At 71.6% G+C, this 26,740-nt stretch carries 25 protein-coding genes, 1 tRNA gene and 1 pseudogene; 7 read left to right on the top strand and 20 right to left on the bottom strand.

Going from position 1 to position 26,740, the window contains the following annotated elements; all coding sequences use genetic code 11:
- Positions 1 to 48 precede the first annotated feature (48 nt).
- From LJB74_RS16615 to wecB, 5 genes and pseudogenes are all read right to left on the bottom strand, one after another.
- The gene (locus LJB74_RS16615; protein ID WP_259309579.1) at positions 49 to 936 is read right to left on the bottom strand and encodes a hypothetical protein; all 888 of its coding nucleotides are present in this window, start codon (positions 934 to 936) and stop codon (positions 49 to 51) included.
- Between the two features lie 76 nt (positions 937 to 1,012).
- Positions 1,013 to 1,132 (bottom strand): annotated as a pseudogene (locus LJB74_RS16610) (LLM class F420-dependent oxidoreductase); the annotation flags it as partial.
- An 85-nt stretch (positions 1,133 to 1,217) separates the two neighbouring features.
- Positions 1,218 to 2,117 (bottom strand): VOC family protein, encoded by a 900-nt coding sequence (locus LJB74_RS16605; RefSeq protein WP_259309578.1) that lies wholly within the window; start codon positions 2,115 to 2,117, stop codon positions 1,218 to 1,220.
- An 88-nt stretch (positions 2,118 to 2,205) separates the two neighbouring features.
- Positions 2,206 to 4,125 (bottom strand): hypothetical protein, encoded by a 1,920-nt coding sequence (locus LJB74_RS16600; protein ID WP_259309577.1) that lies wholly within the window; start codon positions 4,123 to 4,125, stop codon positions 2,206 to 2,208.
- A 114-nt stretch (positions 4,126 to 4,239) separates the two neighbouring features.
- Positions 4,240 to 5,601 carry a non-hydrolyzing UDP-N-acetylglucosamine 2-epimerase gene (wecB, locus tag LJB74_RS16595; protein WP_259309576.1) on the bottom strand — a complete coding sequence of 454 codons (1,362 nt, stop codon included), beginning with the start codon at positions 5,599 to 5,601 and terminating at the stop codon, positions 4,240 to 4,242.
- 160 nt (positions 5,602 to 5,761) lie between these two features.
- On the opposite strand from wecB, the gene LJB74_RS16590 reads away from it, so the two are divergent.
- A complete protein-coding gene (locus LJB74_RS16590) occupies positions 5,762 to 6,409 on the top strand; it encodes an NADPH-dependent F420 reductase (protein WP_259309575.1) in 648 nt (215 codons plus the stop codon).
- A gap of 56 nt (positions 6,410 to 6,465) precedes the next feature.
- On the opposite strand, the gene LJB74_RS16585 is transcribed toward LJB74_RS16590, so the two are convergent.
- The gene (locus tag LJB74_RS16585; RefSeq protein WP_259309574.1) at positions 6,466 to 7,707 is read right to left on the bottom strand and encodes an NAD(P)/FAD-dependent oxidoreductase; all 1,242 of its coding nucleotides are present in this window, start codon (positions 7,705 to 7,707) and stop codon (positions 6,466 to 6,468) included.
- Between the two features lie 115 nt (positions 7,708 to 7,822).
- Here LJB74_RS16585 and LJB74_RS16580 point away from each other — a divergent pair, with 115 nt between their 5' ends.
- Positions 7,823 to 8,350 carry a hypothetical protein gene (locus LJB74_RS16580; protein WP_259309573.1) on the top strand — a complete coding sequence of 176 codons (528 nt, stop codon included), beginning with the start codon at positions 7,823 to 7,825 and terminating at the stop codon, positions 8,348 to 8,350.
- A 36-nt stretch (positions 8,351 to 8,386) separates the two neighbouring features.
- Here the strand turns inward: LJB74_RS16580 and LJB74_RS16575 are convergent, their stop codons facing one another.
- The 4 genes from LJB74_RS16575 to LJB74_RS16560 form a co-directional block, all read right to left on the bottom strand.
- Positions 8,387 to 8,863 carry a PPOX class F420-dependent oxidoreductase gene (locus tag LJB74_RS16575; protein WP_259309572.1) on the bottom strand — a complete coding sequence of 159 codons (477 nt, stop codon included), beginning with the start codon at positions 8,861 to 8,863 and terminating at the stop codon, positions 8,387 to 8,389.
- A 144-nt stretch (positions 8,864 to 9,007) separates the two neighbouring features.
- A complete protein-coding gene (locus tag LJB74_RS16570; protein WP_259309571.1) occupies positions 9,008 to 12,079 on the bottom strand; it encodes a hypothetical protein in 3,072 nt (1,023 codons plus the stop codon).
- 301 nt (positions 12,080 to 12,380) lie between these two features.
- A complete protein-coding gene (locus LJB74_RS16565; protein WP_259309570.1) occupies positions 12,381 to 14,102 on the bottom strand; it encodes a DUF5671 domain-containing protein in 1,722 nt (573 codons plus the stop codon).
- A gap of 2 nt (positions 14,103 to 14,104) precedes the next feature.
- Positions 14,105 to 14,554, bottom strand: coding sequence for a hypothetical protein (locus LJB74_RS16560; RefSeq protein WP_259309569.1), 450 nt, complete (start codon positions 14,552 to 14,554; stop codon positions 14,105 to 14,107).
- Between the two features lie 156 nt (positions 14,555 to 14,710).
- On the opposite strand from LJB74_RS16560, the gene LJB74_RS16555 reads away from it, so the two are divergent.
- A complete protein-coding gene (locus LJB74_RS16555) occupies positions 14,711 to 15,448 on the top strand; it encodes a Gmad2 immunoglobulin-like domain-containing protein (protein ID WP_259309568.1) in 738 nt (245 codons plus the stop codon).
- A 41-nt stretch (positions 15,449 to 15,489) separates the two neighbouring features.
- On the opposite strand, the gene LJB74_RS16550 is transcribed toward LJB74_RS16555, so the two are convergent.
- A complete protein-coding gene (locus LJB74_RS16550; protein WP_259309567.1) occupies positions 15,490 to 15,981 on the bottom strand; it encodes a SecDF P1 head subdomain-containing protein in 492 nt (163 codons plus the stop codon).
- Positions 15,982 to 16,245: 264 nt separating this feature from the next.
- On the opposite strand from LJB74_RS16550, the gene LJB74_RS16545 reads away from it, so the two are divergent.
- Both LJB74_RS16545 and LJB74_RS16540 read left to right on the top strand, forming a co-directional pair.
- Positions 16,246 to 16,995: a hypothetical protein gene (locus tag LJB74_RS16545; protein WP_259309566.1), complete on the top strand. Its 750-nt coding sequence runs from the start codon at positions 16,246 to 16,248 to the stop codon at positions 16,993 to 16,995.
- Between the two features lie 403 nt (positions 16,996 to 17,398).
- Entirely contained in the window at positions 17,399 to 17,533 is a 135-nt protein-coding gene (locus LJB74_RS16540; protein WP_259309565.1) for a hypothetical protein, read from the top strand.
- Positions 17,534 to 17,559: 26 nt separating this feature from the next.
- Here LJB74_RS16540 and LJB74_RS16535 read toward each other — a convergent pair whose 3' ends face one another.
- Positions 17,560 to 17,949, bottom strand: coding sequence for a hypothetical protein (locus LJB74_RS16535; RefSeq protein ID WP_259309564.1), 390 nt, complete (start codon positions 17,947 to 17,949; stop codon positions 17,560 to 17,562).
- Positions 17,950 to 17,954: 5 nt separating this feature from the next.
- Here LJB74_RS16535 and LJB74_RS16530 point away from each other — a divergent pair, with 5 nt between their 5' ends.
- Together LJB74_RS16530 and LJB74_RS16525 are read left to right on the top strand one after the other, a co-directional pair.
- Entirely contained in the window at positions 17,955 to 18,362 is a 408-nt protein-coding gene (locus LJB74_RS16530; RefSeq protein ID WP_259309563.1) for a hypothetical protein, read from the top strand.
- A 696-nt stretch (positions 18,363 to 19,058) separates the two neighbouring features.
- Positions 19,059 to 19,934, top strand: coding sequence for a hypothetical protein (locus LJB74_RS16525; RefSeq protein WP_259309562.1), 876 nt, complete (start codon positions 19,059 to 19,061; stop codon positions 19,932 to 19,934).
- An 88-nt stretch (positions 19,935 to 20,022) separates the two neighbouring features.
- Here LJB74_RS16525 and LJB74_RS16520 read toward each other — a convergent pair.
- From LJB74_RS16520 to LJB74_RS16485, 8 genes are all read right to left on the bottom strand, one after another.
- Positions 20,023 to 20,098: transfer RNA gene (locus LJB74_RS16520), tRNA-Ala, on the bottom strand.
- A 139-nt stretch (positions 20,099 to 20,237) separates the two neighbouring features.
- Positions 20,238 to 21,662, bottom strand: a complete 1,425-nt coding sequence (locus tag LJB74_RS16515; protein WP_259309561.1) for an FAD-binding oxidoreductase — start codon at positions 21,660 to 21,662, stop codon at positions 20,238 to 20,240.
- Between the two features lie 158 nt (positions 21,663 to 21,820).
- Positions 21,821 to 22,480 carry a histidine phosphatase family protein gene (locus tag LJB74_RS16510; RefSeq protein ID WP_259309560.1) on the bottom strand — a complete coding sequence of 220 codons (660 nt, stop codon included), beginning with the start codon at positions 22,478 to 22,480 and terminating at the stop codon, positions 21,821 to 21,823.
- Entirely contained in the window at positions 22,477 to 22,905 is a 429-nt protein-coding gene (rsfS, locus tag LJB74_RS16505; protein WP_259309559.1) for a ribosome silencing factor, read from the bottom strand. Before rsfS ends, LJB74_RS16510 begins: the two co-directional genes overlap by 4 nt.
- 69 nt (positions 22,906 to 22,974) lie before the next feature.
- Positions 22,975 to 24,450 (bottom strand): hypothetical protein, encoded by a 1,476-nt coding sequence (locus LJB74_RS16500; RefSeq protein WP_259309558.1) that lies wholly within the window; start codon positions 24,448 to 24,450, stop codon positions 22,975 to 22,977.
- Entirely contained in the window at positions 24,443 to 25,048 is a 606-nt protein-coding gene (nadD, locus tag LJB74_RS16495) for a nicotinate-nucleotide adenylyltransferase (protein WP_259309557.1), read from the bottom strand. The genes LJB74_RS16500 and nadD overlap by 8 nt, the downstream gene beginning before the upstream one ends.
- A 22-nt stretch (positions 25,049 to 25,070) precedes the next feature.
- Complete coding sequence (locus LJB74_RS16490; RefSeq protein WP_259309556.1) at positions 25,071 to 25,214, bottom strand: hypothetical protein; 144 nt, start codon at positions 25,212 to 25,214, stop codon at positions 25,071 to 25,073.
- Positions 25,215 to 25,346: 132 nt separating this feature from the next.
- Complete coding sequence (locus tag LJB74_RS16485; protein WP_259309555.1) at positions 25,347 to 26,672, bottom strand: glutamate-5-semialdehyde dehydrogenase; 1,326 nt, start codon at positions 26,670 to 26,672, stop codon at positions 25,347 to 25,349.
- Positions 26,673 to 26,740 lie beyond the last annotated feature (68 nt).

Genomic DNA, 26,740 nt, shown 5'->3' with positions numbered 1-26,740 from the left:
CCGGATATGCACCCGCATGGCGGAGTTGCGACTCGGCCGGATCAGACACTACCTGCGAGCCACGAGGCCCGATCCGAACCATTGGACCAAGGGAACCGCGAGTAGCACCGCCGACTCGGCTGCCTCCTGGGTGATCGGTACGATGCGGTCCTGCTCACCACCGTGTCGATCGCTCTGGCCGGTCCAAAGAGTCTGCATCATCGCGACGAGAGTGCTGCCGCTCGGGAAACTCGACTGCTCTCGCGTCATCGGAAGCGACCACGACCCTTGGTCGCGGACTGTACTGATGATCTTGCCGAGCGTCGCGTTCACGTCGGCGGGTGTCACGACCGGTGCTGCCGCATCCTCAACGGACTTCACAGCGAGGCCGTACGCCTTCGACGGGTCGGGGCTGACGCCGAAGGTTGCCTCCCAGGCTTGCGCAAGCCGCTCACCGGCGTGCCCCGCTCGATCCATCACCATCTCTGCCGCGTCCTGCACTCCCTCGGGGATGCGACGAACGAGCGCAACTTTGCCCGCCCGCGTCCCGAGCCTCCAAGCTGATCCCGACTCTAGGAGCAATCGGTCGAGACTCGCATCCGGGCGATTGTTCCTCGACAGGAGGTAGTCCACGAGCCGGATCTCGATATGTGCGGCTTCCACCGCACTCCGCAGCGTCCTCATGCCTACGGACAACAGCGTCTCTTCATACGGAGCAGAAAAGCGGCACATCCGCTCGGCATCACGAAGGAGCTTGACGTTGAAGTACGTGTAGCGGTCGTTCCCGCCGAAGGACGCACGGCTGATCCCGGTACTGGTGAACTGAGTCTGAATCCAGTCCCAGAGTGAAGCGGCCATCCAGATCGGCACCCCGTCATGAAGCGCGTCGTACCCGGCGGCGGCGTCACCCTGGAAGCCGAGGGGGCGCCACGCCTCACTGATCGAATCGTCCGTCATAGCGGCATCATGCCCCGGCACGGCACATCGATGTGGCAACCGGAGCGGCGCCGTGACACCTTTAGCGGGCCAACTGGTCCCAGTTGAAGATCACGTCGACGCCGGCGTCCTCCGCAGCCGCCACGGCATCGCGGATCTGGGCGTACTCGGCGTGCTGCGGCTGGATCTGGACACCGATGCGGATGCGTGCGGCCACCGTCACTCCTCTGGTCGTGTCGTTCGAGTCTAGGCACGTGACCGGCCCGGTCGCCGCACCGCCCGGGCCTGCCCGGCGCGTCGCGTCAGCCCTCAGCGGAGACCCGGATGAGGTTGCTCCACGGGTCCTCGAACGCGAGCGCGGCGCCGTCGTCGCGGACGGCCACGCCGTGGTGCGTGAGCCGCGCGGCGAGCGCACCGAGGTCGTCCCGCGCCGGGACGACGATCGCGACCTCCCCGAGGCCGAGCGAGGACGCGCGGGGGCCGGCGCCAGCACTGTTCCAGGTGTTCATCGCCATGTGGTGGTGGTAGCCGCCTGCCGCGACGAACAGCGCGCCGTGCATCAGACCGGTCACCTCGAAGCCGAGCGCGTCCACGTAGAACGACCGCGCGAGGTCGACGTCGCCGACCTGCAGGTGCACGTGACCGACCCCGGCGCTCCCGGTGCGCGGGTGCTCGAGGCCGTCGTCCGTCAGGTGCGCACCGAGGAACGCGTTCGGGTCGAGCGGAAGCGTGTCCATCCGTGGCCTCGAACCGTCCCACTGCCAGGCGGTGCGCTCACGGTCCCAGTAGAGCTCGATGCCGTTCCCCTCGGGGTCCGTGAAGTAGAACGCGAGCGAGACCAGGTGGTCCGCGCTGCCGACGTACGACCCCGGCACCTGGGTCGCGACCGAGGCGACGGCCGCGGCGAGCCCCTCGCGGTCCTCGAAGAGGATCGCGGTGTGGAAGAGGCCGGCCTGGCCCCTGCCGGCTCGCGGCAGGTCCGGTGCGTGGCGCAGGACGACGATCGGGGTCCCGCGGCGGCCGAGTACGACGCTCGCACCCGTGCGACCCGCACCCGGCTGCTCCGACGGCGCCGCGACGTCGAGCACGTCGAGCGCGATCACGTCGCGGTAGTACGCGGTCATGGCGTCGAGGTCGCCGACCAGCAGGCTCACCGCGGTCATCGAGGTCTCGGGGGCGAGGAGGTCCTGGGGCGTGGTCATCGGGCAGTCCTTCGTGTCGGCTTCTCCCGATTGTAGTTGATGATTCAACTTCACGTTGACACGATTCCGCGGTGACCGCCCTGGGACCCTACTGGTACGTGACCAGGTCGGGGGTCGGCTGCACCTGGTAGGTCTGCGTCGGGTCGAGCATCGGGTGGTCCTCGTCCACGAAGTTCTTCCAGCCCCACCACCGCACCTGGGGTGCCGCAGCGCGCAACGTCGCCCAGGTCCCGGCCTTCGCCGGCTGCGACCCCTGGCCGTCGACGTGGACCAGCACCGCGAGCTCGTCGTGGGAGGTGTCGAGCCGCTCGATACCGGGAACCATCCGGACGCTGAACGCGTGCACCACGAACAGCTTCTGCGGCAGCGCCCGTTCCCGTGTGAAGTCGGCGAGCCAGGCCTCGACACCGTTCACCTCGTCGACCGAGACGGACCCGATCTGCCGCAGGTGCACCTGGTCGGGCCCGAGTCGCCACTCCGGGTCGAGCGCGAGCCCGACGTTCGGCAGCGCGAGCAGCTCCGCGTACTGCTGCGCCTGCGTGAGGAAGTCCGTCCGGCCGGGCTGCAGGTCGAGGACCACGTAGTCCCCCGCCGCACCCGCGGCATCCACCAACGGCCGCAGCGACGCGACCGGCAGCTCGTTGGAGTAGTTCCCGTCGGCGCCGGGCCCGCCCGAGGCGACCGTGGCGATGATCTCGACCGCCGGGACCACGGTCTCCGCGGTCAACGCGCGGTACGGCGCCGCCATCTCCGCCGCACGCGCGATCGTCGCGGGGACGTCCTGCTCGCCGAGGATCCCGAGACCCGGCGTGCCCGGCGTCCCGTAGAGCGCGACGTACCGCTTCCCCGGCTCGATCGTCTGACCGCCGCCCGGGAGCTGCACGCCCGTGGCGGCCGTCGCGACGCGCGCAGCCATGACGTCGTCCGTGCCGAACGACGGACCGAGCGCAAGGACGGACGACGGCGCGATCCGCGCGATCGCCTCGATCACTGTCGAGGACGTCCGCGGGTCGCCACCCGGGACCACCTCGACCGCCACACCGGCAGCACGCGCCGAGGCGACCGCCGCGACCTGGGACGCGTCCCCGTCCGAGAGCAGCACCGCCTGGGTGAGGGCCTCCGCCGGACGGAACGTGAGCACAGCCCGGCGCGGCACCAGTCCCCCGGAGGCACGACGCAACCCGTCGATCGGCTCCGGCACGGACGAGGACGTCGCCGCGCCCGCGGGAGGAGCCGCAGTCCCGTCGGCCGACCCGCCCGAGGGCGCCGGCGGGGGCGTCGCCGGCTCGGTGGTCGCGGAGCCCGAGGCTGCGACGAGGACCGTCGCCCCGCCGCGCACGAGCCCGATCACCGCTGGGACCGTGTCCGTCGGCGTGACCGACCGGTCGACCACCTGCTTCCCGACAACCCCCGCGAGCGCGGGAAGCGCGTCCGGGAGTGCGAGAACCGCCGGCCTCGACCCGTCCGGCATCGTCCAGCCGTCGCCGACCGCACCCGCCGTGAGCACCTGCACGGCACCGAGCCTGGACAGCTCCGCGGCGACGTCCCCGGCGTGACCTGCCGTGCCGTCCGGCCGTGCCAGCAGCACCGGTGCCCCGACCATGACGGCCACCGAGGCGGCACGCAGCTGCGCGGCGGGGTCGTCCGCTGCCGCGACGACCACGACGGGCGCCTGGACCCACCACTCGCTACTCACCCGGAGCACCATCGCGGCCGCGGAGGTATCGGCGACGACGGCGGCACCGGCGGGTGCTCGCGTGATCGCCGCGGGTCGGGCCGGGGTTCCCGTCGCACCAGGACGACCGCCGACGTCGGCCGCACCGGGCGGTGTCGTCGCCGGTGCTGTGGCCAGCGGCGCCGTCGTCACCGGCGCCGCGGTCGCCTCCCCGGCGGGGACCGTCCCCGTGCACCCCGTCGCCAGGCCGAGACAGGTGGCGAAGACGATCGCGGTCCCGAGCCCGGCTCGCACGAGCGTTCCCCTGTCAGGTCGACGGACGGTGCGTCCCACTCTAGGCACGTCCGGTGACGGTCGATCGGACGCCGTCGCGGTGGGTCGATCGCTCCGCACCTGAGTCCGCGGGTCGCAGCACGACCCGTCCGCACGTCGTGCCGCTGCGGTCGGTCAGGCGGGTGCCTCCGACGGGCTGACGGTCGACGTCCGCTCCGGCTGGGTCGGCACCGTCAGCCCCGTGACCTCGTCGGCCGCCGGCGGCGCCTCGGGAAGCAGACCGGGAACGTCGCCGAACCGGCGGAGCACGGCGTCACGCAGGATGCCGCTCCCGAACGGTGCCGGTGCCGGCGTCGCGAACACGATGTGCCCGAGCGCCTGCACGATCCTCTCGGCGGCGTGGCCGTCGCCGTAGGGGTTGACCCGTGCCACCCGTGCGGCGTAGGCCTCCTCGCTGTCGAGGAGGTTGCGGGCCGCGGCGACGATCCGCCCGCTCTTCGTCCCGACGAGCTCGAGCGTGCCCGCGGCCACACCATCGGTGCGTTCGGTCTCGTCCCGCGTCACGAGCACCGGCGTACCCAGGCCCGGCGCCTCCTCCTGGATCCCCCCGGCGTCGGAGATCGCGAGGCTCGCCCGCGCGAGCAGGCGCGAGAAGCCCGCGTAGCCCAGCCGCTCGACCAGCGTGACGTTCGGGAGCCCGGTCACCTGGGCCCGGATCGCCTCCTGCATCGTCGGGTCCGGGTGCAGCGGGATGACGAACCGGGTCTCGGGATACAGCGTCGCGAGTCGGGCGACCGCCTCGGCGATCCCTTCAAGCCCGCGACCCCACGTCTCACGACGGTGCGCGGTCACCACGACGACGCGCGTCGTGTCGTCGTCCTCGAGGTCGGCCAGGGCCGGGTCCTCGTACGGCGACCTCCGGTTCGCGGACCACTGGAGCGCGTCGATCGAGGTGTTCCCGGTCACCAGGATGCGCTCGTAGTCCACACCCTCGAGCACGAGGTTCCGCTTGTGCTCGTTCGTCGGTGCGAGGTGGAACGCCGCGAGACGCGCGAGGAGCTCGCGGTTCGCCTCTTCCGGGAACGGCGCGAACCGGTCCTCGGTCCGCATGCCTGCCTCGATGTGCACGACCGGGATCCGGAGGTGGAAGGCCGCGAGCGCCGCCGCGACGGCCGAGGTCGCATCGCCGACGACGAGGCACGCGACGGCGCCCGTCGGCGTGCGGTGCCCGTTGCCGACCATGTCCTGAGGCATCTGCGTCGAGCTGTAGACCTCCTCGATGCCGAGCAGGATCTTCGCGAAGAGCTGGTTCAGCGTCAGCTGGCCGGACCGCCCGACGCCCAGGTCGACGTCCTTCATCACGTCGGCCTGGCGGAGCAGGTCGTCGACGTGCTCCGCGTACTGCCCGGTGCTGATGATCACGGGCCGGAACCGGCCGTCGCGCTGCAGCGCGTGGACGACGGGGATCATCTTGGTCGCTTCGGCCCGGGTCCCGACGACGACGAGGACCTTGGGCTGGTGCGGTCGGTTCGGCACGAATGGCTCCTGAGCTCGTCGGAGATGGGTGCAGCGCTCGGTCGGGACGCTCTTCTCACGTGATCGACACGATGGCCCTCGACCTGTAGCGCGACCCGCAGGAGAGTGACCGGTCCGGAAGGTCGGGAACACCGTAGCGGCATGCCCGGTTGGGGTGCGCATGACGACAATCGGATTCATCGGAAGCGGCCACATCGGCGGAACACTCGCCCGGCTGGCCGTCGCGCACGGGTACGAGGTCGTGGTGAGCAACTCACGCGGACCCCAGACGCTCGTCGACCTCGTCGCCGAGCTCGGTGACCACGCGCGTGCCGGCACGGCGCAGGAGGCTGCCGAGGAAGGCGACGTCGTGGTGGTGACGATCCCGTTGAAGAACTACCGGCAGGTCCCGGTCGACCCCCTGGCCGGCAAGGTCGTGATCGACACGAACAACTACTACCCCCAGCGCGACGGGGCGATCGCGGAGCTCGACTCCGAGCGGACCACGACCGCTGAGCTCCTTCAGGCCCATCTGCCGACCTCGAAGGTCGTCAAGGCGTTCAACCACATCACGGCGGCAGATCTCGCGGTCTCCGGGACGCCGGCCGGCACCCCGGGTCGACGCGCGCTGGCCATCGCCGGCGACGACACGCAGGCGAAGGCCTCGGTGGCGACGCTGATCGACGGGCTCGGCTACGACGTCGTCGACGCCGGACCCCTCGCTGAGGGGTGGCGCATCCAGCGGGACACACCGGGCTACATCGTCGCCCTCGACGCGGACCAGCTCCGTGCCGCCCTGGCGGCGGCGAAGCGGTACGCGGAGCTCTGACCCCTCGGGCGTCACCTGCCGGGACGGCCTGGTCGGCCCTCCCGTCACGCGCCGGGTCAGATCTCCTCGAGCGGGACAGCAGGGTCGGCCAGACGCCCCGCGTCGACCTCGCGGCCGGAGACGACAAGCTCCTCGATCTGGCCGGCCACGTCCCACACGTTGACGTTCATCCCGGCGACGACGCGCGCGCCGTCGAGCCAGAACGCCACGAACTCCCGACCCGGGACGTCCCCGCGCACGACGACGCGGGTGCGGGCCGGGTCGGCGACGTCGCCCGTGTACTCCATGCCCAGGTCGTACTGGTCGGAGAACGCGTACGCGGGTCGGTCGTCGATCGCCTCGTCGCCGAGGATCGACCCGGCCGCCAGCGCACCCTGCCGCCGCGCGTTCTCCCAGTGCTCGACCCGTCGGTACCGCCCGAGGCGCGGGCTGAACGTGCTGGCGACGTCTCCGGCCGCCCAGACGTGCGGGTCAGCCGTGCGCAGGTGCTCGTCCACGACGACCCCCCGGTCCGTCCCGGCGCCGCCCACGGCGAGCCCCGCGGCGCGTGCGAGATCCGTGCACGGATCGACGCCGATCCCGACGACCACCACGTCCGCGCTCACCGACGACCCGTCGGCGAGCATCACCCCGGAGACGGCGTCGACGCCCCGCAGCCCGACGACCTCGGCACGCGGTCGCAGCTCGACGCCGTTGTCGCGGTGCAGGTCGGCGAAGACCTGAGCCATCTCGACCCCGAGGGCGCGCTCGAGCGGGAGGCCGCCACGGTGGAGCACCGTCACGTCGGCACCGGCGGCCCGCGCCGCTGCCGCGACCTCGAGCCCGATCCACCCCCCGCCGATCACCGCGACCCGGGTCGCGGTGACGAGCGCACCCCGCAGCCGCTCGGCGTCCTCGATCCTCCGCAGCTGGAGGACACCACGCAACGGCCCTCCAGGGACGTCGAGCAGCCGTGGACGAGCGCCGGTCGCGAGCACGAGCGACCCGTAGGGCAGTCGCGTGCCGTCGTCCAGGACGACGTGGCGGGAGCTGCGGTCCACGGCCGCCACGGTGGTTCCGAGTAGCAGCTCGACCTCGCGGCTCGGGTACCACGCCGGCTCGTGGACGAACAGCGCCTCACGGTCTGTCGCCCCGGTCAGCAGGCCCTTGGACAGCGGCGGCCGCTCGTACGGGCGGTGGGGCTCCTCGCCGACCAGCGTGATGCGTCCGGTGTGCCCACGGTCGCGCAGCGTCTCGGCGACGAACGCGGCCGTCAGGCCTGCGCCGACGACGACGACGTCCGTCGTGCTCGCCCCCATCACGGCCTCCTCGCTCGCGCCCTCGCCCGACGCATGCCCTCTCGGCGGCGTCCGTCCGGCCCAGCGTTCACCCGACGGCGACGATCGGCCACCGGAGCGTGTTCTACCATCAACGATGCCGACTCCCAGCCCGTCAGCGCCTGCGGCACCCGACCTGCCGGAGCCTCGCCGCCCGCCGAGCGGCGCCGCTCGCCCGCGGGTGGTCCGGAGCCGGCTGGTGCACGCACCGGCTCCCCTCGTCTGGTCCGTTGTCGGCAACCTGCGCCGGCACGTGGAGCTGATCCCGCGGACCCGCATGGAGGCACCGGACCGCGAGACCCACGTCGGCGACCTGATCGTGGCCCGCTCCGCCGTGGTCGTCGTGGACCGCATGGTCACCACGAGCGTGCGGTCGGCCGGTGACGCAGCGACCGACCCGGGTTGGGGTCGTTGGGCGACGTTCGAGAAGCTGGGTCCTGTGCTGCTCGGGACGGCTCACCTCGTCGTGCGGGCCGATGGTCACCACCGGTGCCTGGTGGTCTGGGCGGAGGACGTCCGGTTCGCCCGTGGCGCACCCGGCCTCGGGGCTCTCCTCGACCTGAGCCTCACCCTGATGTCGGACCTCGCGCTGCGACGCCTCGCCCACGCCGTCGAGACCCGCTGACCCGGCCACGCCGACCCGTCGGCGCCGCCGCCCGGCTCAGCCGTCGAGCCGAGCCGCGACGTCCGCCGGGAACCCGCCGGTCGCGACCGGTCCCCATCGCGTCGGAGTGACCCGGATCAGCGACTTCCCCTGGACCAGCATCGCCGCGCGGTACTCGTCCCAGTCGGGATGCTCGCCGGCGATGCACCGGTAGTAGTCCACGAGCCCGTCGACGGCCTCCGGCACGTGGAGCACCTCGGCGTCGCCGTCGACCTGGATCCACGGCCCGTCCCACTCGTCGGACAGCACGCAGACGGACACGCGTGGGTCGCGCTCGATGTTGAGGGTCTTCGCACGGCCGGGGTACGTCGAGATGACGATCCGCCCGTCCGTGTCGACGCCACCGGTCACGGGCGACGCCTGCGGGCGACCGTCCCTGCGGGTGGTCATCAGCAGCATGCGATGCCGGTTCCGGGTGAACTCCAGCATGCCGGAGCGGTCGACCGTACGTGTCGTCGCGATCGTGCGGGCCATGACCTGATCCTAGGTGGGCCCGCACCACGCAGCAGTCGGCCCGCCCCTGACGAGGCGGGCCGACTGCTCTTCGATTCTCCGGGGTGGTCCTCGACCTCCCCGGCTCGCGGATGCAGGAGAACATCCGCGACAAGGTTGCTCCTGCTAGGCGAGCCACGCCGCGAGAGCGAACTCCCCGTGCCGAGCGACGAGGGTCGTCCACGGCGAAGCGAGCGGCAGGTTCCGCAGGCTCCGGTAGCCCTGGACCGATGCGATGGCGGCTGTCGTCGCACCACGCTGCGGCACGGCACAGAACCCGAGGGTGATCGGTGCCGCCGAGGCTCCGCTGCCGCGCGAGCCCAGACCTGACAGCGTCGAGCCGTGCGTCAGCACGTCACGCACGAACTCCGAGCCCGTCGTCTGCCCGCGCGAACCCGTCAGGCTCGAGCCGACGTCAGACGAACCGGTCCTCCCCGTCAGGGCCGTGAGCCATGACGGGAGGGTGGAGCTGCTCGTCGTGCGTCCCGCATGTCCACCGGTCGGTGCCGGCACGTAGGGCGCAGGTGGTGTCACCACGGACCACTGGTGCGTGGACGACGTGGAGTTGCCGGCACCGTCCACCGCCGTGATCACGAGGGTGTGCGACCCGGTCGCCAGATCCGTGTAGGTCACGGTGCTCGAGCACGCGACGCCCGGTGCCCCGTCGAGGCTGCACGTCACACCGGTGCTTCCCGTCGTGGTGAAGGAGAAGGTCGCGACGTCCGCCGTCGTCTCGACCGCCGGCGCCGTCACGATCGCCACTGTCGGGGCGACCGTGTCGACCGTCCATGTCCACACGGCCTCAGGTCCCACGATCCCGGAGAGGTCGACGGCGCTGACGGCCAACGTGTGCACGCCGTCGGTCAGCTGGTCCACGGTCAGCGGGCTCGAGCACGGCACCGCGGTACCGCCGTCGAGGACGCACGTGAACGTGGCGCCGTCCTGGTCTGCGGTCAGCGTGAAGACGACCGAGGTGTCACTCGTGAGCTCCGCAGGCCCGTCCACGATCGTGGCCACCGGTGGAACTGCCTCGTCCTCGCCGGTGTCGCCGGTCCCACCGGTCTCACCGGTCTCACCGGAGCCGGATCCGCCCGACCCCGTGTCACCGGAGCCGCTCCCGCCGCCACTGCCACCTTCATGACTGGTGGCTGCGGCGACCGCCATCTCGGTGATGTCCGAGCTGACTGCGGACCCGGTACCGTCGAGCGCGGTGACGGTGATCGTGTAGAGACCCACCGGTGCGCCCTCAGCCACGTTCAGGTACCACGTGGTGAGCTGGTCGTACGGCACCGGGAGCGGGCTGACGGGGACCGTCCAGGTTCCGACGAGGTTCCCGCCCGCGTCGAGCGAGAACGGCATCGACACCGCGTCGGACCACGCAGCCACCTGCGACGCCTGTGTGAAGGCACCCTCGGCTGCGTCGATCGTGACCCGCAGCTTCGCGCCGGTCACCTCCGGCTGCCCGGCAGCCGTGCCGCCGAGGTCAGGGTTGAACAGGCGCGCGGTCATCGGGACGAAGGTGCCCTCGACCGCGTACTCGGTCGTGTCGGCCCACAGCACGGTCAGGGCGGCGTCGAGCACCTCGGTCGTCACGACGTCGGTGGCCAGGGTGGCGCCGCCGCCGAGGTCCACGAGGTCGAGAGTGAGCGTGTAGGCACCGACCGGAGCCCCCGCCGCCACCGTCAGAGCGAACGTGGTCGTGGCGTTGTAGCCGGGTACGACGGTGAAGCCGCTTGCGGGAACGAGGCCGACGAGCGCGCCGCCGACCAGGTCGAAGGCCACCGCCTCACCGGCGTTCGCACCATCTGCCGCGACTGCGGTGAGCTGCGCGGCGTCGGTGAAGGGCTGGGCCAGACCCGTGGAAGAGTCCGTGGCCTCGACCGTCAGCCGCAGCTGTGCGGTGTCGATCGTCGATCCTGCCCATGGCATGTACACCGATGCCGTCACGGGAGCCGTGTCGGTCTGGATGAGCGTGGTCGGAACGCCACCGAGGGCGACGGCGGGAGTGGTCAGCGCGGCGCGCTGGGCGGCGCACGTGTTCGTCCCCACCGAGTCCATGCTGAAGCCCGGGATCACACCCTGCTCGTGCAGGAAGACGATCACGGAGCGGACGTCGTCCGCGAGCTGGGCAAACCCTGCGATGTCGGTGACGGTATCGGCGACGCCGTCACCGTTCGTGTCGTTGGCGACGGGCGGCAGTGCCGCGAAGTCGACGACCTCGGAGATCGGGCTGACCTTCCACGTCAGACTCGGGACGTCGAGCCAGGTGGCGCACCCCTGGTAGACGTCGTCGCGCGTGTAGCTGAAGGAGCTGTAGTCCACGAACGACTCACCGTTGGATGGCTCCGTCTGACGGAACGCGACGGTCCAGGTGTCGCTCGGCACGTGCTCGGCCGGCACACCGACGATCCTGTTGTAGTACTGGATCGAGTCGATCGTCAGAGGGACCTCCTTCCCGGCTGCTGTGCCGACGGATGCGGCTGCCAGCATCCAGGTGGTGAAGCTCGCGACCCGAGCAGGCGACGATGCGAGGCCGGGGATCTTCCCGCTGCTCATGAGCGAGGCGTAGATCGCCGCGTGGTCCGGCGAGGCGTCGATCGCGACCCCGTCCGTGGTGAGGCGACCGGCGCCGTCGAGCCCGATCACGTCTGCCGTCGACAGCCGGATGGCGACCTCGTTGAGCTTCTTGGTCTGCACGTCGGCCGGCTGCCTGGCCATGTTGAGGCGTTCGAGCTCGGCCTCGGAGACGTACATCGCATAGGCGGGCTGCGCGTCGCAGGCCTCGGCCTCGTCGTCGGCGACGACGCCTGCCTCGATGAGCTCACCCATGAGCGGGATGCGGTAGACCTGGCGCCCGTCGGCCTCGTTCACGGTCGTGTACGTGGCATCGAGCCCTGGCAGCGCGGTGGGCGAGACGGGCTGGACGCAGTACTCGACGGTCGGTCCCTCTTCGCCTTCCACCGTGAAGGACGTGAGGACCGGCACTCCGTGCACGTCGCGGAGGACGACCAGGAGGTCAGCGAAGACGTCGCCCGTGCCGTCGCTGCCGACGGAGGTGCCCGGGCTCCCGCCGGACCCCCCTCCACCTCCAGCTCCCTGTCCGTTGCCGGATGCAGCTGCGGCACCGGACGATGCGGCAACGACCATCACTGCCGTGATGGCTGCTGCGACCGTTCCGAGGTTGGCGTTCCGTCGCATGGCTCCTCCACTTCGTCGGCGCCGCGGCCACGGTGCCGACGTCGACATGCACCGGAGCGATCGCTCCGGCCCCCTGTGGTTCCCCTGGCAGAGAGGGGGTTCAGCGCCGGGACGATGGTCCCGGTTCTGGCAGGAGGTCGCCTGGTCCTGCAGTACCCACACTTGTCTCACAGCAGAACCGAAATAGGACCAAAGGTCCTATTCACCCATATGCCTCATTTCGGACATTGCTTCCGTCGCGTCACCCGGGCCGGACGTCTCGGCCAGAGGTCGGCCGCGGCACCACGCGACCGCCCCTCGGTCACATCCGGTGCATGCCGACGATCTCGAGCCCCGACGGCCCGGCGACGAGCGTGATCGCCTCTGCCGGGCTCGCCTCCACCGCCGCGACGACGTCCTCCACCACCCACGGAACGGCCGTCCCGTCGTCGCGCGTCCACACGTCCACCCGGGCGCCCGTGAGGTGCGCGACCGCGCGCCCGATGCCATCGTCCGGCCCGCCGACGAGCAGCACGTAGCGCGGACCGTGCCGGACGCCGGCCGCCGGCAGTCGTGACCGGTCGTCGCGGTAGACCGCACCGTGATAGCCGGAGACCACGGCCGTGGTGAGCAGCACCGCCACCGGGATCTGCAGGTCGCGCACCACGTCGGCGTCGATGCCGGTCCGCAGGACGGCCTGGATCGCGAGGAATGCCGCGACGAGCACCGACACCACGGCAGCGATCCCGCCGATGCCGAACAGCACGACGAGGTAGACGCGTCGCGACGGGGACTCGAGCTCGACCGTGCCCGTCGCGCGGGCGACCCGGCCGATGTGCGACCAGTAGGCCCACCAGAGCGGGCCGCCGACGACCAGGAGGGTCACCGCTGCGAGGAGCGGGTTGGTGACGGCCGCCCCGATCTCGACCCTCGCCGGCAGCAGGGCGTCAATGAGAGCCACCACCACGAGCGCGACCCCGACCGCCGCTGCGGAGAGAGCGATCCCGGACATCAGGTACTCGTAGACCCGGGTGACCTCGGTGCGACCGGGTGCGGCGGCGACGAGGACGTGCCGGTGGTACCACCAGCTCAGCAGGCCCACGACGACGCACGCACCGGCCGTCGGGGTCCCGGAGAAGTGCTGCACGGCCGACGCGCTACCAGGATCACCCACCGTCCACACGAGCACCTGGTACACCGTCAGGCTGGCTCCGACGACGGCGAGGATCGACGAGCCACCGACACCGACCGGCAGCACGTACGCGAACCACAGCGAGGTCCGGCGGGCCCTCGCGAAGCGCCTCCCCCAGTACACGACCCAGACGGGCACGCCCACGGCCACGGTCGCGGCCGCGTCCGCGAGCGCGCGCGGGTCGTTGGCGAGCACCGTCGTCGACGGCTCCAGCACGAGAGCGGCCACGGCGGCCGCCAGCAGGGCGACCAGCCCGGAGATCGAGGTGCCGAGGCCGATCAATGCGCCGAGCACCAGCTGCCCCTGCCGCCTGGCGTCGTCGAGCATCCGACGCGCGACGGTCAGGTGCGCGAGCCAGACCGCCACCCACACCGCACCGTGGACGAGCCCGGGCCAGTCGGCCCCTTGGCCCGCGAGTGCCGTCGCCGCGACGCCCTGGAGGGTGGTCATCGCGACGACGACGGCCGTCAGGGGCGCGACGGTGGCGTAGAACGCCCACCCGAGAGACCGTGCCTCGTCCGGGTCGCTCTGCAGGTGACGACGCGACCACGCCGCGAGGAGGACGAACATCGGGAGGCCGAAGACGACGAACGTCAACGCACGCGCCAGCAGGCTGCTGTCGTCGCCCGCGAGGGACTGCTCCTGGAGGGGCAGGCCGAGGAGGTCCGACACCCCGACGGTGGCCACGATCAACAACCCGTAGAGCAGCAGGTACTGGAAGAAGCGCCGGACGCTGTGCGCGTCGGCACGTGGCCCGCCGGTCCGGTGACCGGCGTGACGCACCGCCCACACGATCAGCAGCACCGGGACGGCGAGCGTGAGAAGACCGGACAACAGGCCGAGGGCCGCCATGGTCACTCCTTCGTCGAGCCGCACGGGGACAACAACCAGGAGGAGCCCAGGATCAGCCACTGCCCGGCATCGCGTTCGAGGGTGATGCGCTCCGTGTGCGTGTACCCGGAGGCCCCGAAGAGGTCGTCCGCCGCTCCCTCGGTGACGTCCACGGTCACGACGGCCACGTCACCGTCGATCGCGCTGCGCACCAGGACGACCCGCACCGGGCTCGGCACGTAGGCAGCGGCGACGTCTCTCGCGTCGCACCCGGACCGGGGCGAGAGGGTGGCGGCAGCAGCCGGGTAGTCACCGGCGAGCACGGCTCTCAGGTACTCCTGGACGACGGCTTCCGGGGTGCCCGGGTCCAGCGTGGGCGTCGGCCGGTGCGCCACCACGACACCGGCGATCACGGCGAGCACCGCTATCGCGCCGACGAGCACTGCCAGCACACGCCCTGGCCCGCTGCGCATACCTCCACGCTTGGCGGTGAAGATCGTTCACAGCAAGAGCACAAGGTCCTGGTTCGCTCACCTGCGGCGATTCGGACTCGGCGCACGTCTCGCGGGTGACACTCCGGAGGCGGACGATAGTCGTACGAGAGGTCGCACTCCGGATCGAGGTGTCTCGTGCGTCGCGAAGCCGTCACCGTCGCCGTCGCCATCACCGCGTGGATGCTGCCGCTCGCCGGTTGCACGACCGGCGAGGGTCAGAGCCCCTCGCCGCCGACGTCGAGCACCTCCTCCCCCACGTCACCGAGTTCTCCTGGCGCACCCACGACGCCGACGCCGACGAGCACGGTCGGGCTCGAGCAGCCGGCGGTCTGGCCGTCGGCGGGTGTCGTCTTCGATACCCCGGAGGCAGCCTCAGCCGACTTCGTCACCCACGCACTCGGTGTCCCGGCAACCCTCGGGGCATTCCAGCAGGGCGACTCCCGGAGCGGTGAGGTGCCCGTCATGTTCTCCGGCGAGGGCGCCAACGCGACCAGCGTGCAGCGCGGCCTCCTGCTGCTGCGCCAGCTCGGGTCGGCGAACGGTTGGTACGTGATCGCTGCTGTCAACGACAATGCCGCGATCACGTCACCCGCGCCCCGCACCACAGTCCCGGCAGGCCCGCTCACCGTCGAGGGCATCGGCCGCGGCTTCGAGGGAACCGTCATCGTCGAGGCCTTCCTCGCCGGCCAGGTGACGAGGCTCGACAAGGTCGTCGCGCAGGGCGGATCCATGGCGACACCCGAACCGTTCACAGCCTCTCTCGACCTCTCCGGCGCGCTGCCGGGCGACGTCGTCACGCTCCTGGTGCACGGAGGTGTGGGGCACGAGCTCGACCCTGGCGACTTCGCGGCGATTCCGGTGATCGTCTCGTGATCGGCGCACCTGCGTAGCAGACGTAGGTGCGGTGACGTCACCTAGGACGTGGCGGACGCGTGCAGCAGCGCCGCGACCCGCGCGGCCTCGGCCGACGTCCCGAAGGCCATCCGCACCGTCCCGCCGGTGATCGCGTCCGCCACCTGTGCTGCGCTGAGAACCCGACCGTCGATCAGGACGGCCAGCTGCTTGCCGATCGCCTTCCCCGTGACCTCGCCCAGCTTCGCGCTGCCGGCCTGATCGAACGCGAGGTCGAGATCCAGTCCGCCTCCGACGTCAGGGCGGGTGACGGACGTCGGGGTGATCGTGCCGAGGGACGCCCCGACCTGGTAGGTGGTCGTCCCATCCTCGCTGCACGCCGTTCCAGGGCCGTCGGTCGCGAGCGCCGGTGCGTCGCACGCGCCCTCGGTCGACGACGTCACGAGCCGGAGCTGGAGCGACGGCGCCGAGGCACTTCCCGGAGAGCTGCACGCAGCGAGCACGCCCGCAGCGGCAAGAATGGTCGCGAGACGTTCGATCCGTCGGGTATTCATGACAACAGCATCGCGCACCACAAGCGCCGCGTCTTCGGAATCACGAAGCGCATTCATGAGTCGTCGCGGAATTCTGGACGATCGTCCATGTGTTGTCGGGAAGATGCGCCCAGGTCTACGGTTCGTCGTGCCGCATGCTCCACCGAACGGACGACTCGTCCTGGAAATGCGCCAAGGGGGCTCGCTGATCATGATCTGCGCGCAGATTCGCGTTCCGATCGGCGCCGCCGGGCGGCCTCGACTCCTCCACGTGCGGTCCGACCGGTGCCGGTGACACCAGGCGCGTCGACCCGGCTCCGCCGCGACGCCGCGCGCGCGGACGACCGGTCCCGGAACGGGGTCGCCCGCCAGGTGTTCGTCATCGCCTGCCTCAACGCCATCCTGTGGGCGCGGCGCCTCGCCCAGGTCACGGCAGGGGCTGACCTGGCCGTTGCCGCGCTGGGATTCGCCGCCACGACGGCCGCCGCGTTCGCCGTCGTGGTCCGCCTCGACCTCACCGTCCGCACCAACGAGCTGACACGCCGGCTGCGCATCGAGCGCGACGTCGCGCGACGGCTCCGCAGGTCCGGCCGGCTTGCGCTCCACGACCGGACGATCGACGGTTCGTCCGCGCTGTCGCACCTCGTCATCGGTCCGGGCCGCGTCGTCGTCGTGGTCGACGCCTCCTCGTCCCGCTGGGCCCCGTGGCGCAGGATCGCGGGCCGCGGCACCGCGACCACACCCGTCTGGAACGCCTGGCTCGACGCCTCGGCCGGCGCCGTGGCCCTGCGGACAGCTCTGGCCGACCTCCGCCTGTCCGGCGGCACGCCGACGGTCGAGCCGGCCGTCGTCACCGACGTGCCCGGACTGCCTGTGTGGGCGCAACGACTGTCGATCTACGGCGTCGGTCGGCTGGCCGAGGTGTCGGCCATCGGCGCGGACGAGGCGCAGGGTGCCTTCACCTCGGAGGACATCACGACGCTCGCCGACCGGGTGCACGCACTGACCCGGGCCGCGACCGACCGCGCGGGCTGACGGCACCGCGGGGTCGACGGCGCGTCCGGCGAGGTGAACCACCGCGGACGCGAAGACCTCATCCCTCGGGCCGGGCCGTACGCCGATCGTCACCACCTCGCCCGGGGGCCCGAGGACGTCGTTCCGGCTGTGATGAGCCGTCAAGAACGACGGCGTAGCGGTCCGACGCGCGACCGGGTCGATTCTCGAGCCCGCCGGGGATCGTTCTGCGAGATGGGTCCCGCCGAGATCAGCATCGCCGCATTCATCCCATCGGATGAATGCACCCGACAATCGACCATGGTTCCCATTCCCGACCTGCGATGACATCGACGGGCTATCGTGCGTGTCACGACGTGGAGGACGACAAGACGGTTGGCGCCGCTCACGGCGGCCGACGTTCGATCGCACGAAGGAGCCCGAGATGAATCCGCTCATTCCCACCGTGGTGGACGTTCTCTTCGGCGTGGCCATCGTCGCGACACCGGCTGCCGTCGTCGCTGCCCTGGTGGCACTCGTGGTCCGCCGATCGAGGAGGCAGACCGCGCCGCACGCGTGACAGCAGGCCACCCCGAGCCCGCCGGGCTACGGCGCGCCACCCGTGGCGGACGCCATCGGGTCGGTCAGCATCCGGATGCCCTCGACGAGGGTCTCGACGTGCACCGGGTTCGTCGCGACGTCGGCGAGGTACAAGGACGGGTACTTGTGCCAATCGTCCGCACGTGCCTCGACGATCTTGCCCGCGAAGCTCGGGATGCGGTCGAGAACGCTCGCTGCCGCTTCGATGCGGTCGGTGCCGATGTGGTTGACCAGGTCCGCGAGGTTGAGCACCACGTACGCCCGCCCGGACGGTGGGGCGGCGCCGGCATTGAGCCCCCACACCCCGGTGGGTCGCCCGTTCAGCGAGTACCAGCCGGCGACGCCCGGCGTCGCCCCTCTCCCCCCACACCAGCCCGACACCCCGCTCGCGAGCATCGCTCATGAGCCTGCCGACCACGCTCACCTCCGCGGGCGTGCAGCGAGAGGTGACTGCCGCGAGGAACGACTCCTCGTCCCATCGCGACGCCCGCGCGGGCGACTTCACGGCGGCTGCCGCCGACGTGTTCCCGACCACCCGCGGCACGTACACGACGTGCTCACCACCCACGTACTGGCGCACCTCGACGCCCAGGACCTCCGCCGAGCTCATCTGCTCGTTGAGGAACTCGATGATGCGCACCAGCGACTCGGGCAACGCATCAGCGACGAAGACCATCCGGATGCGGCCCGAACGAAGGTTCGACTCGACCACCCGCCAGAACTCCTCGACGTCGATGTCCGCACGTAGGTCTCGCACCAGCTCGGCCGGGTCCTGCCCGGCGCCTCCTGCTGTCCGCTCGAAGGCTTGACGCACGGTCTCGACCGACCAGACCTTCACCGCGCCCGCCGCGTAGTCGAGCATCTGACCGACCACCTGCCGGCGGATCTCGGAGTTCGACGACCGCTTGACCTCGACCAGCACCGGCACCCCGGTCCGGTCCACGAAAAGGTGGTCGACACTGTACGGACCAGGGACGTCCCCGGTGCTCGCGACGCCCATCTCGCGACCCACCAGCAGCAGTCCGGGCTCAGCATCGCCGGTCGTGGTCGACCCGGCGAGCACCTCGGGGAACTGAGCCAGCACCGCCTGAAGGAGCGCCTCGGAGTCGTACGCGCGCCGCTCCAGCAGGGTCAGACCATCACCGGTCTTCAAGAAGATGCTCTCGACGGACACGACCAGCCCCCATCGGACGTTTCCCCCACCGTAGCGCCGCCATCCACGCCCCATCTCGAGGTGGCATCGCGCTCCGGTCGCTCACGGAAGAGCGCTCCACCAGCGTGACCATCGATCGGACGCCCCGGACTCTCGACGAGTCAGACGACGAGAGTGCCCGCCGAAGAGATCGTCCACCTGTCCCTTGCTCTGGATCTTGGCGTGGCCTGCCAGGGAGATCGCCCCTCCGGCTGACGCGGCCCGGCAGCCCCGCTGCCCGGTTCGACGACCTCGCCACCATCGCGACCGCCGTCGCGTTGCCAGTGCTATCGTCCCAGCCCAGGGGGCAACGGTGGCGAGAATCCAGGCGCAGCGACCACGGAAGGCTCGACTCCCGGTCATCGACGGCAGACGGCCGTGGCCGGTCCTCATCATCGTGTGCTGGGCCGTGGCGCTGGCTGCAGTACTCGTCGTGGCCGCCGTCGTCGTGGTGCGGACACAGATGCCCTCACTGAACAACGGCATGGACCGCCTCGCCGCACGGGGAGTCCTCGGCGTCGGAGAGATGCTTGTCGCTGCTGCGGCACTCCTCGTCTTCGGTGGTCGGCGGCTCTGGCGGAACGGCCGACCCGCCATGCTGCGGGTCCCGCTGGTGGCGACGCTCCTCGTCGCGCTGTGGCGTGGCATCGACGCGGCGGTCGAACGCTCCGCCGGCTCGGGGTGGGTCGCCCTCACGGTGCTCACCTGCGGCGGGGTGCCGCTCGCCCTCCTGCGGTTGCCCCAGGTACACCGATGGCTCGACGCGGTGCCGAGGACACCCGCACCCGTATCGCCGCGGGCAGCCGCGTGGCAAGCCCGCCTCGACCCCGCGGCTGCCCGGCTCCTCCTTCATGCCCAGGTCGCCGGGCTGGTCGCCGCACTCTCGGCGCTCGGGATACTGGCGTCGTGGATGTACGGGATGATCGACGGGCCGATCGTCGGCTGGGCGGTCGCAGGCGTCAGCGTTGCCAGTGCGGCCGTGGCCCTCGTCATGCGTCACCGGTGGCAGACGGCTGTACGGGCAGACGTCGAACGCACTCACGGTCTGCCACCCGGAACCTGCCACCAGGTCACGCTCAGCGACCCCGTGCTGTTCGACAAAGCGCTCGGCCGAGCAGTTCGCCTCGCGGGCCGTGACGGCGGACTCGGCCCCGGACCACACGACCCTTCAGCAGCTGCGCCGGAGTAGCTCGGCTCCTGCGGCGGCGCAAACGAAGAGAGCGACCGCCGAAGCGACCGCCCTCTGTCCCGTGCTCTGGGTCTGAACGTGACCTATCTGGTGGAGCTGAGGGGATTCGAACCCCTGACCCCCTGCATGCCATGCAGGTGCGCTACCAGCTGCGCCACAGCCCCGCGGTCTGACGACCACCACCCTTGCGGGCGTCAGGAAGTCTAGGCGATGAACGTCGACCTCGCCTAATCGGTTCCCGCACCCCCGCATCGACCCGCACCGGCGCTCCCGCGCGACGTCAACAGCACCCTCAGCACCACGTCAGGAGTCGAAACCGAGTCCGAACGTGTCGAGCGTCCGCAGCCACAGGTTGCGTCGCCCCACGGTGTGGTCGGCGCGGTCGAGCGACCACCGGGTCGCCTCGATCACGGGGTAGGCCAGGGGCTCGGGCGGGAACGGCACCGGGAAACGCCGCACCATCGAGAGCATCGTGAGCTCGGTCTCGCCGTGCTCGGGGACGTCCAGCAGGTCGAGCATGACCTTGGCGCCGAACCGCGTCGATCCGACCCCGAGGCCGGTGTAGCCGGCGACGTAGGCCGCTCGGCCGCCGAGGGCGGTCCCGAAGAACGGGGAGAACCGCGAGCAGGTGTCGATCACCCCACCCCAGGCGTGCGTGAACTCCACGTCGGTGAGCTGCGGGAACGTCAGCTGGAAGTGGTGCGCCAGTCGTTCGAACGTCTCCGGACGCTGCTCGTACTCGGGCCTGATCCGACCGCCTCGGTGGTAGATCGCGTCGTACCCGCCCCACAGGATGCGGTTGTCCGCGCTCAGGCGTGCGTAGTGGAACTGGTTCCCGACGTCGCCCAGCCCTGCACGCTCGGACCAGCCGACGGATGCGAGCTCGGCGTCGCTGAGCGGCCGGGTCATCAGCGCGTAGTCGTACACCGGCACGATGAACGCGTCGACGCGCTTGAGCAGCGACGGGAACGCGTTGGTCGCCAGCGCCGCGTGGGCCGCGGTCACCCGTCCGCCGTCGGTCTCGACGACCACCTGGTCCCCGTCCCGCCAGATCCTCCGCGCGGGCGACCCCTCGACGATCCGGACGCCCAGCGAGAGGCACGCGTCGCGCAGCCCCCAGGCGAGACGTGCCGGGTTGAGGATGACCGCACCCGTGCGGTCACGCAGACCGGCACGGAACAGCGGCGAGGCGATCTGGCGCTGAACCTGCTCCTGGTCCAGGAACTCGAGCTCACCGTCCGACTCCGCGGCCTGCCGCACGAGGTCCGCGACCTGGTAGTCCTCGGTCGCGACGTCGAGCGTCCCGGTGCGTTCGAGCTGCGCGTCGATCCCGTACCGCTCGACCGTCTCGACGAGGCCCTCGAGGTTGCGCTGCCCGAGCAGCCGGAGCAGTGGCATCTCGAGCGGGAACCGTTGCTCGCCGTTCGCGTCGCCATGGGTGAGGCTCGCGGCGCAGAACCCGCCGTTGCGTCCGGACGCCGCCCAGCCGACGCGGTGGGCCTCGACGAGCACCACGTCACGGCCGGGGTCGCGTTCCTTGGCCTGCAGCGCCGTCCACAGTCCGCTGTACCCGCCGCCGACGACGACGAGGTCCGTGGTCACCGCACCCGTCAGCGGCGGCAGCGGCGACGGTCGGTCCGGGTCGTCCAACCAGAACGGTCGCGGGGCGGCGCCTCGGACTGCGGCGCGTGCGGCCGAGCCCGGGATGTCGTGACCGTAGACGGGCATGCTCGGGGTGGACGACGCACGTCGGGAGGCCATACCCCATCCCACACCAGCCGCACCCTGTGCGTGAAGGGAATAGGGACGGTGATGTCGTCACGGTCGCCCGAACGCGGGACAGCGCGAACGCCGCACCGCCATCGCCGCGCGGTCCTCCCCCGCGCTCAGTGCGTCGGTCCGGCGTTCCAGTCCTCGACCGTGTCGCGTGGCCCGAGGTTGTACCCCGTCAGCCGCCAGGACGGCTCCGCGTCGGGGATCGACGGCCGGAGCGTGGCCCAGTGGGCGTTGTCGAGGCCGACGAGCCCGCGCCAGCCCTCGACCGAGAGGTCGAGCAGCGCGGTGACGGCCAGGGTGATCGCGGCGCCGTGCGAGACGACGACGAGCGTGTCCGACGGACCGTAGGCCGCCGCGTGCTCGCGGATCGACGCGGCCGTGCGGCCGGCGACGTCGCTCCGGCTCTCCGCCCCGACACCGACGAGGTCCGCGCCACGACGCCAGGCGTCGTACTCGTCCGGCCACGCGGCGGCGATCTCCTCGCCCGTCAGGCCTTCCCACTGCCCGAAGCTCCGCTCACGCAGGCGCGGGTCGGTCGTCACCGAGTGGCCGGTCCGCTCAGCGAGCAGGCCGGCGGTGGTGCGCGCCCGCGTCAGGTCGGACGACACGACGGCCGTCGGGCGGAAGGTGGCCGCGAGAGCCTCGGCGGACGTGCGCGCCTGCCAGAGGCCGACCTCGTCGAGGCCGATGTCGATCTGCCCCTGCAGCCGCCCCGAGGCGTTGTGACCGGTCCGGGCGTGCCTCCACAGGACGACGCGACCCGCGCTCACGCCTCGTCGACCTCGTCCTCCGCCGTGGCAGCGGAGTCCGGTCCGTCGCCGCCCGGCCGGCCGTGGACGTCGGGCGGCAGGACGATGACCGGGCAGTCCTTCCAGAGTCGCTCGAGCGCGTAGAAGACACGGTCCTCGGAGTGCTGGACGTGCACGACGATGTCGCCGAAGTCGAGCAGCACCCACCGGCCCTGCGACTTGCCCTCACGCCGCAGCGGCTTGGAGCCCAGCTTGTAGAGCGCCTCCTCGACGGCGTCGACGATCGCCGACACCTGCCGCTCGTTGGTGCCCGAGGCGATGAGGAACACGTCGGTCAGCACGAGCTGCTCGCTGACGTCGAGAGCGATGATCTCCTCGGCCTTGCGGTCCGCGGCCGCACGGGCGGCGGCGATGGCAAGCTCGATGGCGCGGTCTGTGGCCGACACGGTTCTCCTTGAGGGGTGGGTGCGACCGTGATCCGGTCGCGGCAACGTCGTCGCGGGACTGCCGACCGATCAGGACGACCGGAACAGGACCTCATGGCTGAGGGACGTGCCGAGAAGAGCACTCGCTGACGACTGGCCACCGGGGCCACCCGTCGCCTGGTTCACGAGCAGGTAGATCAGCGCACCGAGCACCAGTGCGAGGAACAGCAGGACGAGCCAGTGCAGCAGCGAGTACGAGCGCTCCTCCTCGGGTTCCACGTCCTCGGCGTCGTCGGCGGTGATCCCGCCCCAGGCGACGTCACCTGCGGGCTGAACCGCGTCGGGCGTCCACGCCAGACCGGCGGCGGGCGTCGCCCCGCGGGGATGCGGGTCCTGGGGCGCGACCGGTCCGGCGCTCACCGGTCCCCACTGCGGGATCGGGACCTCTGCTGGGGCGTCCGCCACCGCGGGAGGACCTGCCCAGGCGGACGGTTGGGGGGACGGTGCCGGCGGAGCGGATGCCGACGGGGCGGATGCCGGCGAGGGCGGAGCAGCAGTCGGCACGGGCGCAGCAGACGTCGGACGATCGACCGCCGGGGTGATCTGTGTCTCCTCGACCGACCCCGTTCCCCAGCCGATCGGCGCGCGCGGCTGCGCCACCGGCTGCGGCGGGCGCGCGGCGGGCGGTGCCGGCGTCGACGCCGCAGGGGTGGGGCGCATCGGCGACGGGGCCGGCTGGACCGGCGTCGCCTGCGCAGGTGCGGAGGCCGCGGGTCCGGCCTGTCCGCGTGGGGCTGTCGCCGGTGACGGGACTCCTCCGGCCGCCCGGACGTCGTGCCAGGTCAGAGGCGCCTGGCCGGTCGACTCCGGCGACGGTGTCGTCGCAGTCGTCGGGACCGGTCGGGCCGCAGCGTCACGCGGCGGACGCGTCATCGGGGTCGGCGTGCCGGCTGCACGGGCACCACCACCACCGAAGACGGAGGACCGCACCGGCTGCCCGTGCGGTTCCGACGACTCCACCGGTTCGCCCGACGGCACGGACGGTCGACCCCCACCGCTGACGAACGGCCACCGCGAGGTCGTGGCGGGCGAGGCGGGGGTCGTCGGCACCGCGCCGGTCTCCGCGCTCGGGAAGTAGCCCTCGACGCCCGGACGGCCTGCGTGCGGGGTGCTCCCCGAGGCCGGCTCACGGGACGACCACGTCGGCCCGGCGGGCTCCGGCCGGCCCGGTGCGACCCGGTCCTGATCGGGACGCGCGGCGCCGCTCGGCGCGCTGCCCGGCTGGCGACGGACGACGGTCGGCCGTGGCCCGGTCTCTGCCACCGCCGGTCCACGGGTCACCCCGGTGGGGTACGGCGTCGCTGCCCCCTCGGGCGTGAGGCCGGGGACCGCGATCGCCCCGGTCGCGGCGCGTTCGCGCTCACGCATCGCCCGGCGCGACATCGGTCGGGTCTCGTCCTGCGGAGTGGCAGCGGTCGGTGCCGACGGAGTCTGCGCGACGCTCCCGGTCTCCCGTGCACGCTCCTGCTCGCGACGGCGGCGCCGCTCTCCTGGCTGGTCATTCATCGTCTTGACCTCGATACAGACCGTGCTTGCCGATGTACTGGACGACGCCGTCGGGCACGAGGTACCAGACGGGCTGTCCCGAGCCTGCCCTTGCGCGGATGTCCGTCGAGGAGATCGCCAGGGCAGGGACCTCCTGGAGCGTCACCCTCCCCTGCGGGAGACCGGCGATCGAGAGCTGGTGGCCTGGCCGGGTGACCGCGACGAAGTGCGCCATCGTGAACAGCTCTGCCGCATCACGCCACGTCAGGATCTGCTCGACCGCATCCGCACCTGTGATGAAGAACAGGTCCGCATCCGGGCGTTCCGCTCTCAGGTCCCGCAGCGTGTCGACCGTGTACGTCGTGCCGTCACGGTCGATGTCGACCCGACTGACCGTGAACCGCGGGTTCGACGCCGTCGCGATCACCGTCATCAGGTAGCGGTGCTCGGCGGGCGACACCGCCTGGTGCTGCTTGAACGACGGCTTCCCCGTCGGCACGAACACGACCTCGTCGAGGTCGAACCGGGCTGCGACCTCGCTCGCCGCGACCAGGTGGCCGTGGTGCACGGGATCGAACGTCCCGCCCATCACCCCGAGTCTCGGTCGACGCTCCGCCATCGGTCAGCAGCCTCCGGGGGTCTCAGTGACGCGTGCCGACGCTGCGGAAGGCGAACGTCACGAGCAGGAGACCGATCAGCAGGCCGAACGCCACGATGCCGTAGACCGGCGCGGGGGCCGGGAGCTCACGAACCGTCGTCTCGGCCATCAGCAGTGCTGCGTGCACGCCCACCTCCAGGTGTTCGACGTCCTGCCCACCGTGTGACGGCGGCCAGGCTCGGGGGTTGTCGTCATGAGTCGGTCGGGGCGCTGTCGCCGCGCCCGACGGTTGTCCAGTCTCTCACGGCTGAGGCGATCCTCAGTCGCGAACGTGGCCCTGCCCGTGCACGATCCAGGTCGTCGTGGTCAGCTCCGTGAGGCCCATCGGACCACGCGCGTGCAGCTTCTGCGTGGAGATGCCGATCTCGGCGCCGAGGCCGAACTGCCCCCCGTCGGTGAACCGCGTCGACGCGTTGACCATGATCGCCGCCGAGTCGAGGCCCGCGATGAACTGCTCGGACGCGCGCAGGTCCTGCGTGACGATCGCCTCGGTGTGTCCCGACGACCAGGTGCGGATGTGCTCGACCGCGGCGTCGAGGTCGTCGACCACCCGGACCGCGATCTCGAGGGCCAGGTACTCGGTCGCCCAGTCGACGTCGGTCGCCGGGATCACGTCGATCCCGTCGGGTGCGAGCGCGCGGGTCCGCTCATCGCCGTGGATCACGACGCCCGCTCCGGCGAGTGCCGTGAGCGCCCCCGGGAGGAACCCGTCCGCAGCCTCACGGTGCACGAGGAGCGTCTCCGCCGCGTTGCAGACCCCGACCCGCTGCGTCTTGGAGTTCATGAGGATCGCCAGGGCCATCGGGACCTCGGCGCTCGCGTCCACGTACACGTGGCAGTTCCCGACCCCGGTCTCGACGACCGGCACGGTCGACTCGCGCACGACCGTCTGGATGAGGTCCGCCCCGCCCCGCGGGACGAGCAGGTCCACCAGCCCGCGCGCATGCATGAGTGCCACGGCTCCGGGCCGACCGTAGGCGTCGATCGACTGCACCGCGTCAGCCGGCAGCCCGGCCTCCACGAGCGCACGCGACAGGACGGACACGATCACCTCGTTGCTGCGCGCCGCCGCCGCGCCGCCGCGGAGGATCACCGCGTTGCCGCTCTTGAGCGCGAGTCCCGCGGCATCGACCGTGACGTTCGGGCGGGCCTCGTAGATCATCCCGACGACCCCCATCGGCACCCGCCGCTGGACGAGCTGGAGGCCGTTCGGGAGCGTCGACCCCCGGACGATCTCCCCGACCGGGTCCGGGAGCGCGGCAAGCTCGCGCAACGCGTCGGCGATCGCACCGATGCGTTCCGGGGTGAGCGCGAGGCGGTCCAGCAGACCGGGCGACGTCCCGTTCGCGCGCCCACGCGCCAGGTCGTCGGCGTTCGCGGCGACGATCTCGTCGGCGGCCAGGACCAGCGCGTCGGCCATCGTGCGCAGCGCGGCGTCCTTGGTCGCGCGGGTGGCCGTGGCCAACGACCGCGCGGCGACGCGGGCCCGTCGCGCGGCGGCCAGGACGGCCTCACGGACCTCGTCAGACGGGGGTGCGGCTGAGGTGGCCGGCGAGTCGGCGGCTGCCCCGGGTGCAGGAGTCATGCGCTCCAGGGTAGCGCCCGACTCCCGGCCGCCATCCGAGCGGTCCACGTGCCGCACCGTGCGCGGTG

It is taken from the genome of Cellulomonas sp. P24 (assembly GCF_024704385.1).
Lineage (GTDB): Bacteria > Actinomycetota > Actinomycetes > Actinomycetales > Cellulomonadaceae > JAJDFX01.
Note: the sequence above shows the minus strand (reverse complement) of the source record. Positions and strands in the feature narration are given on the sequence as shown.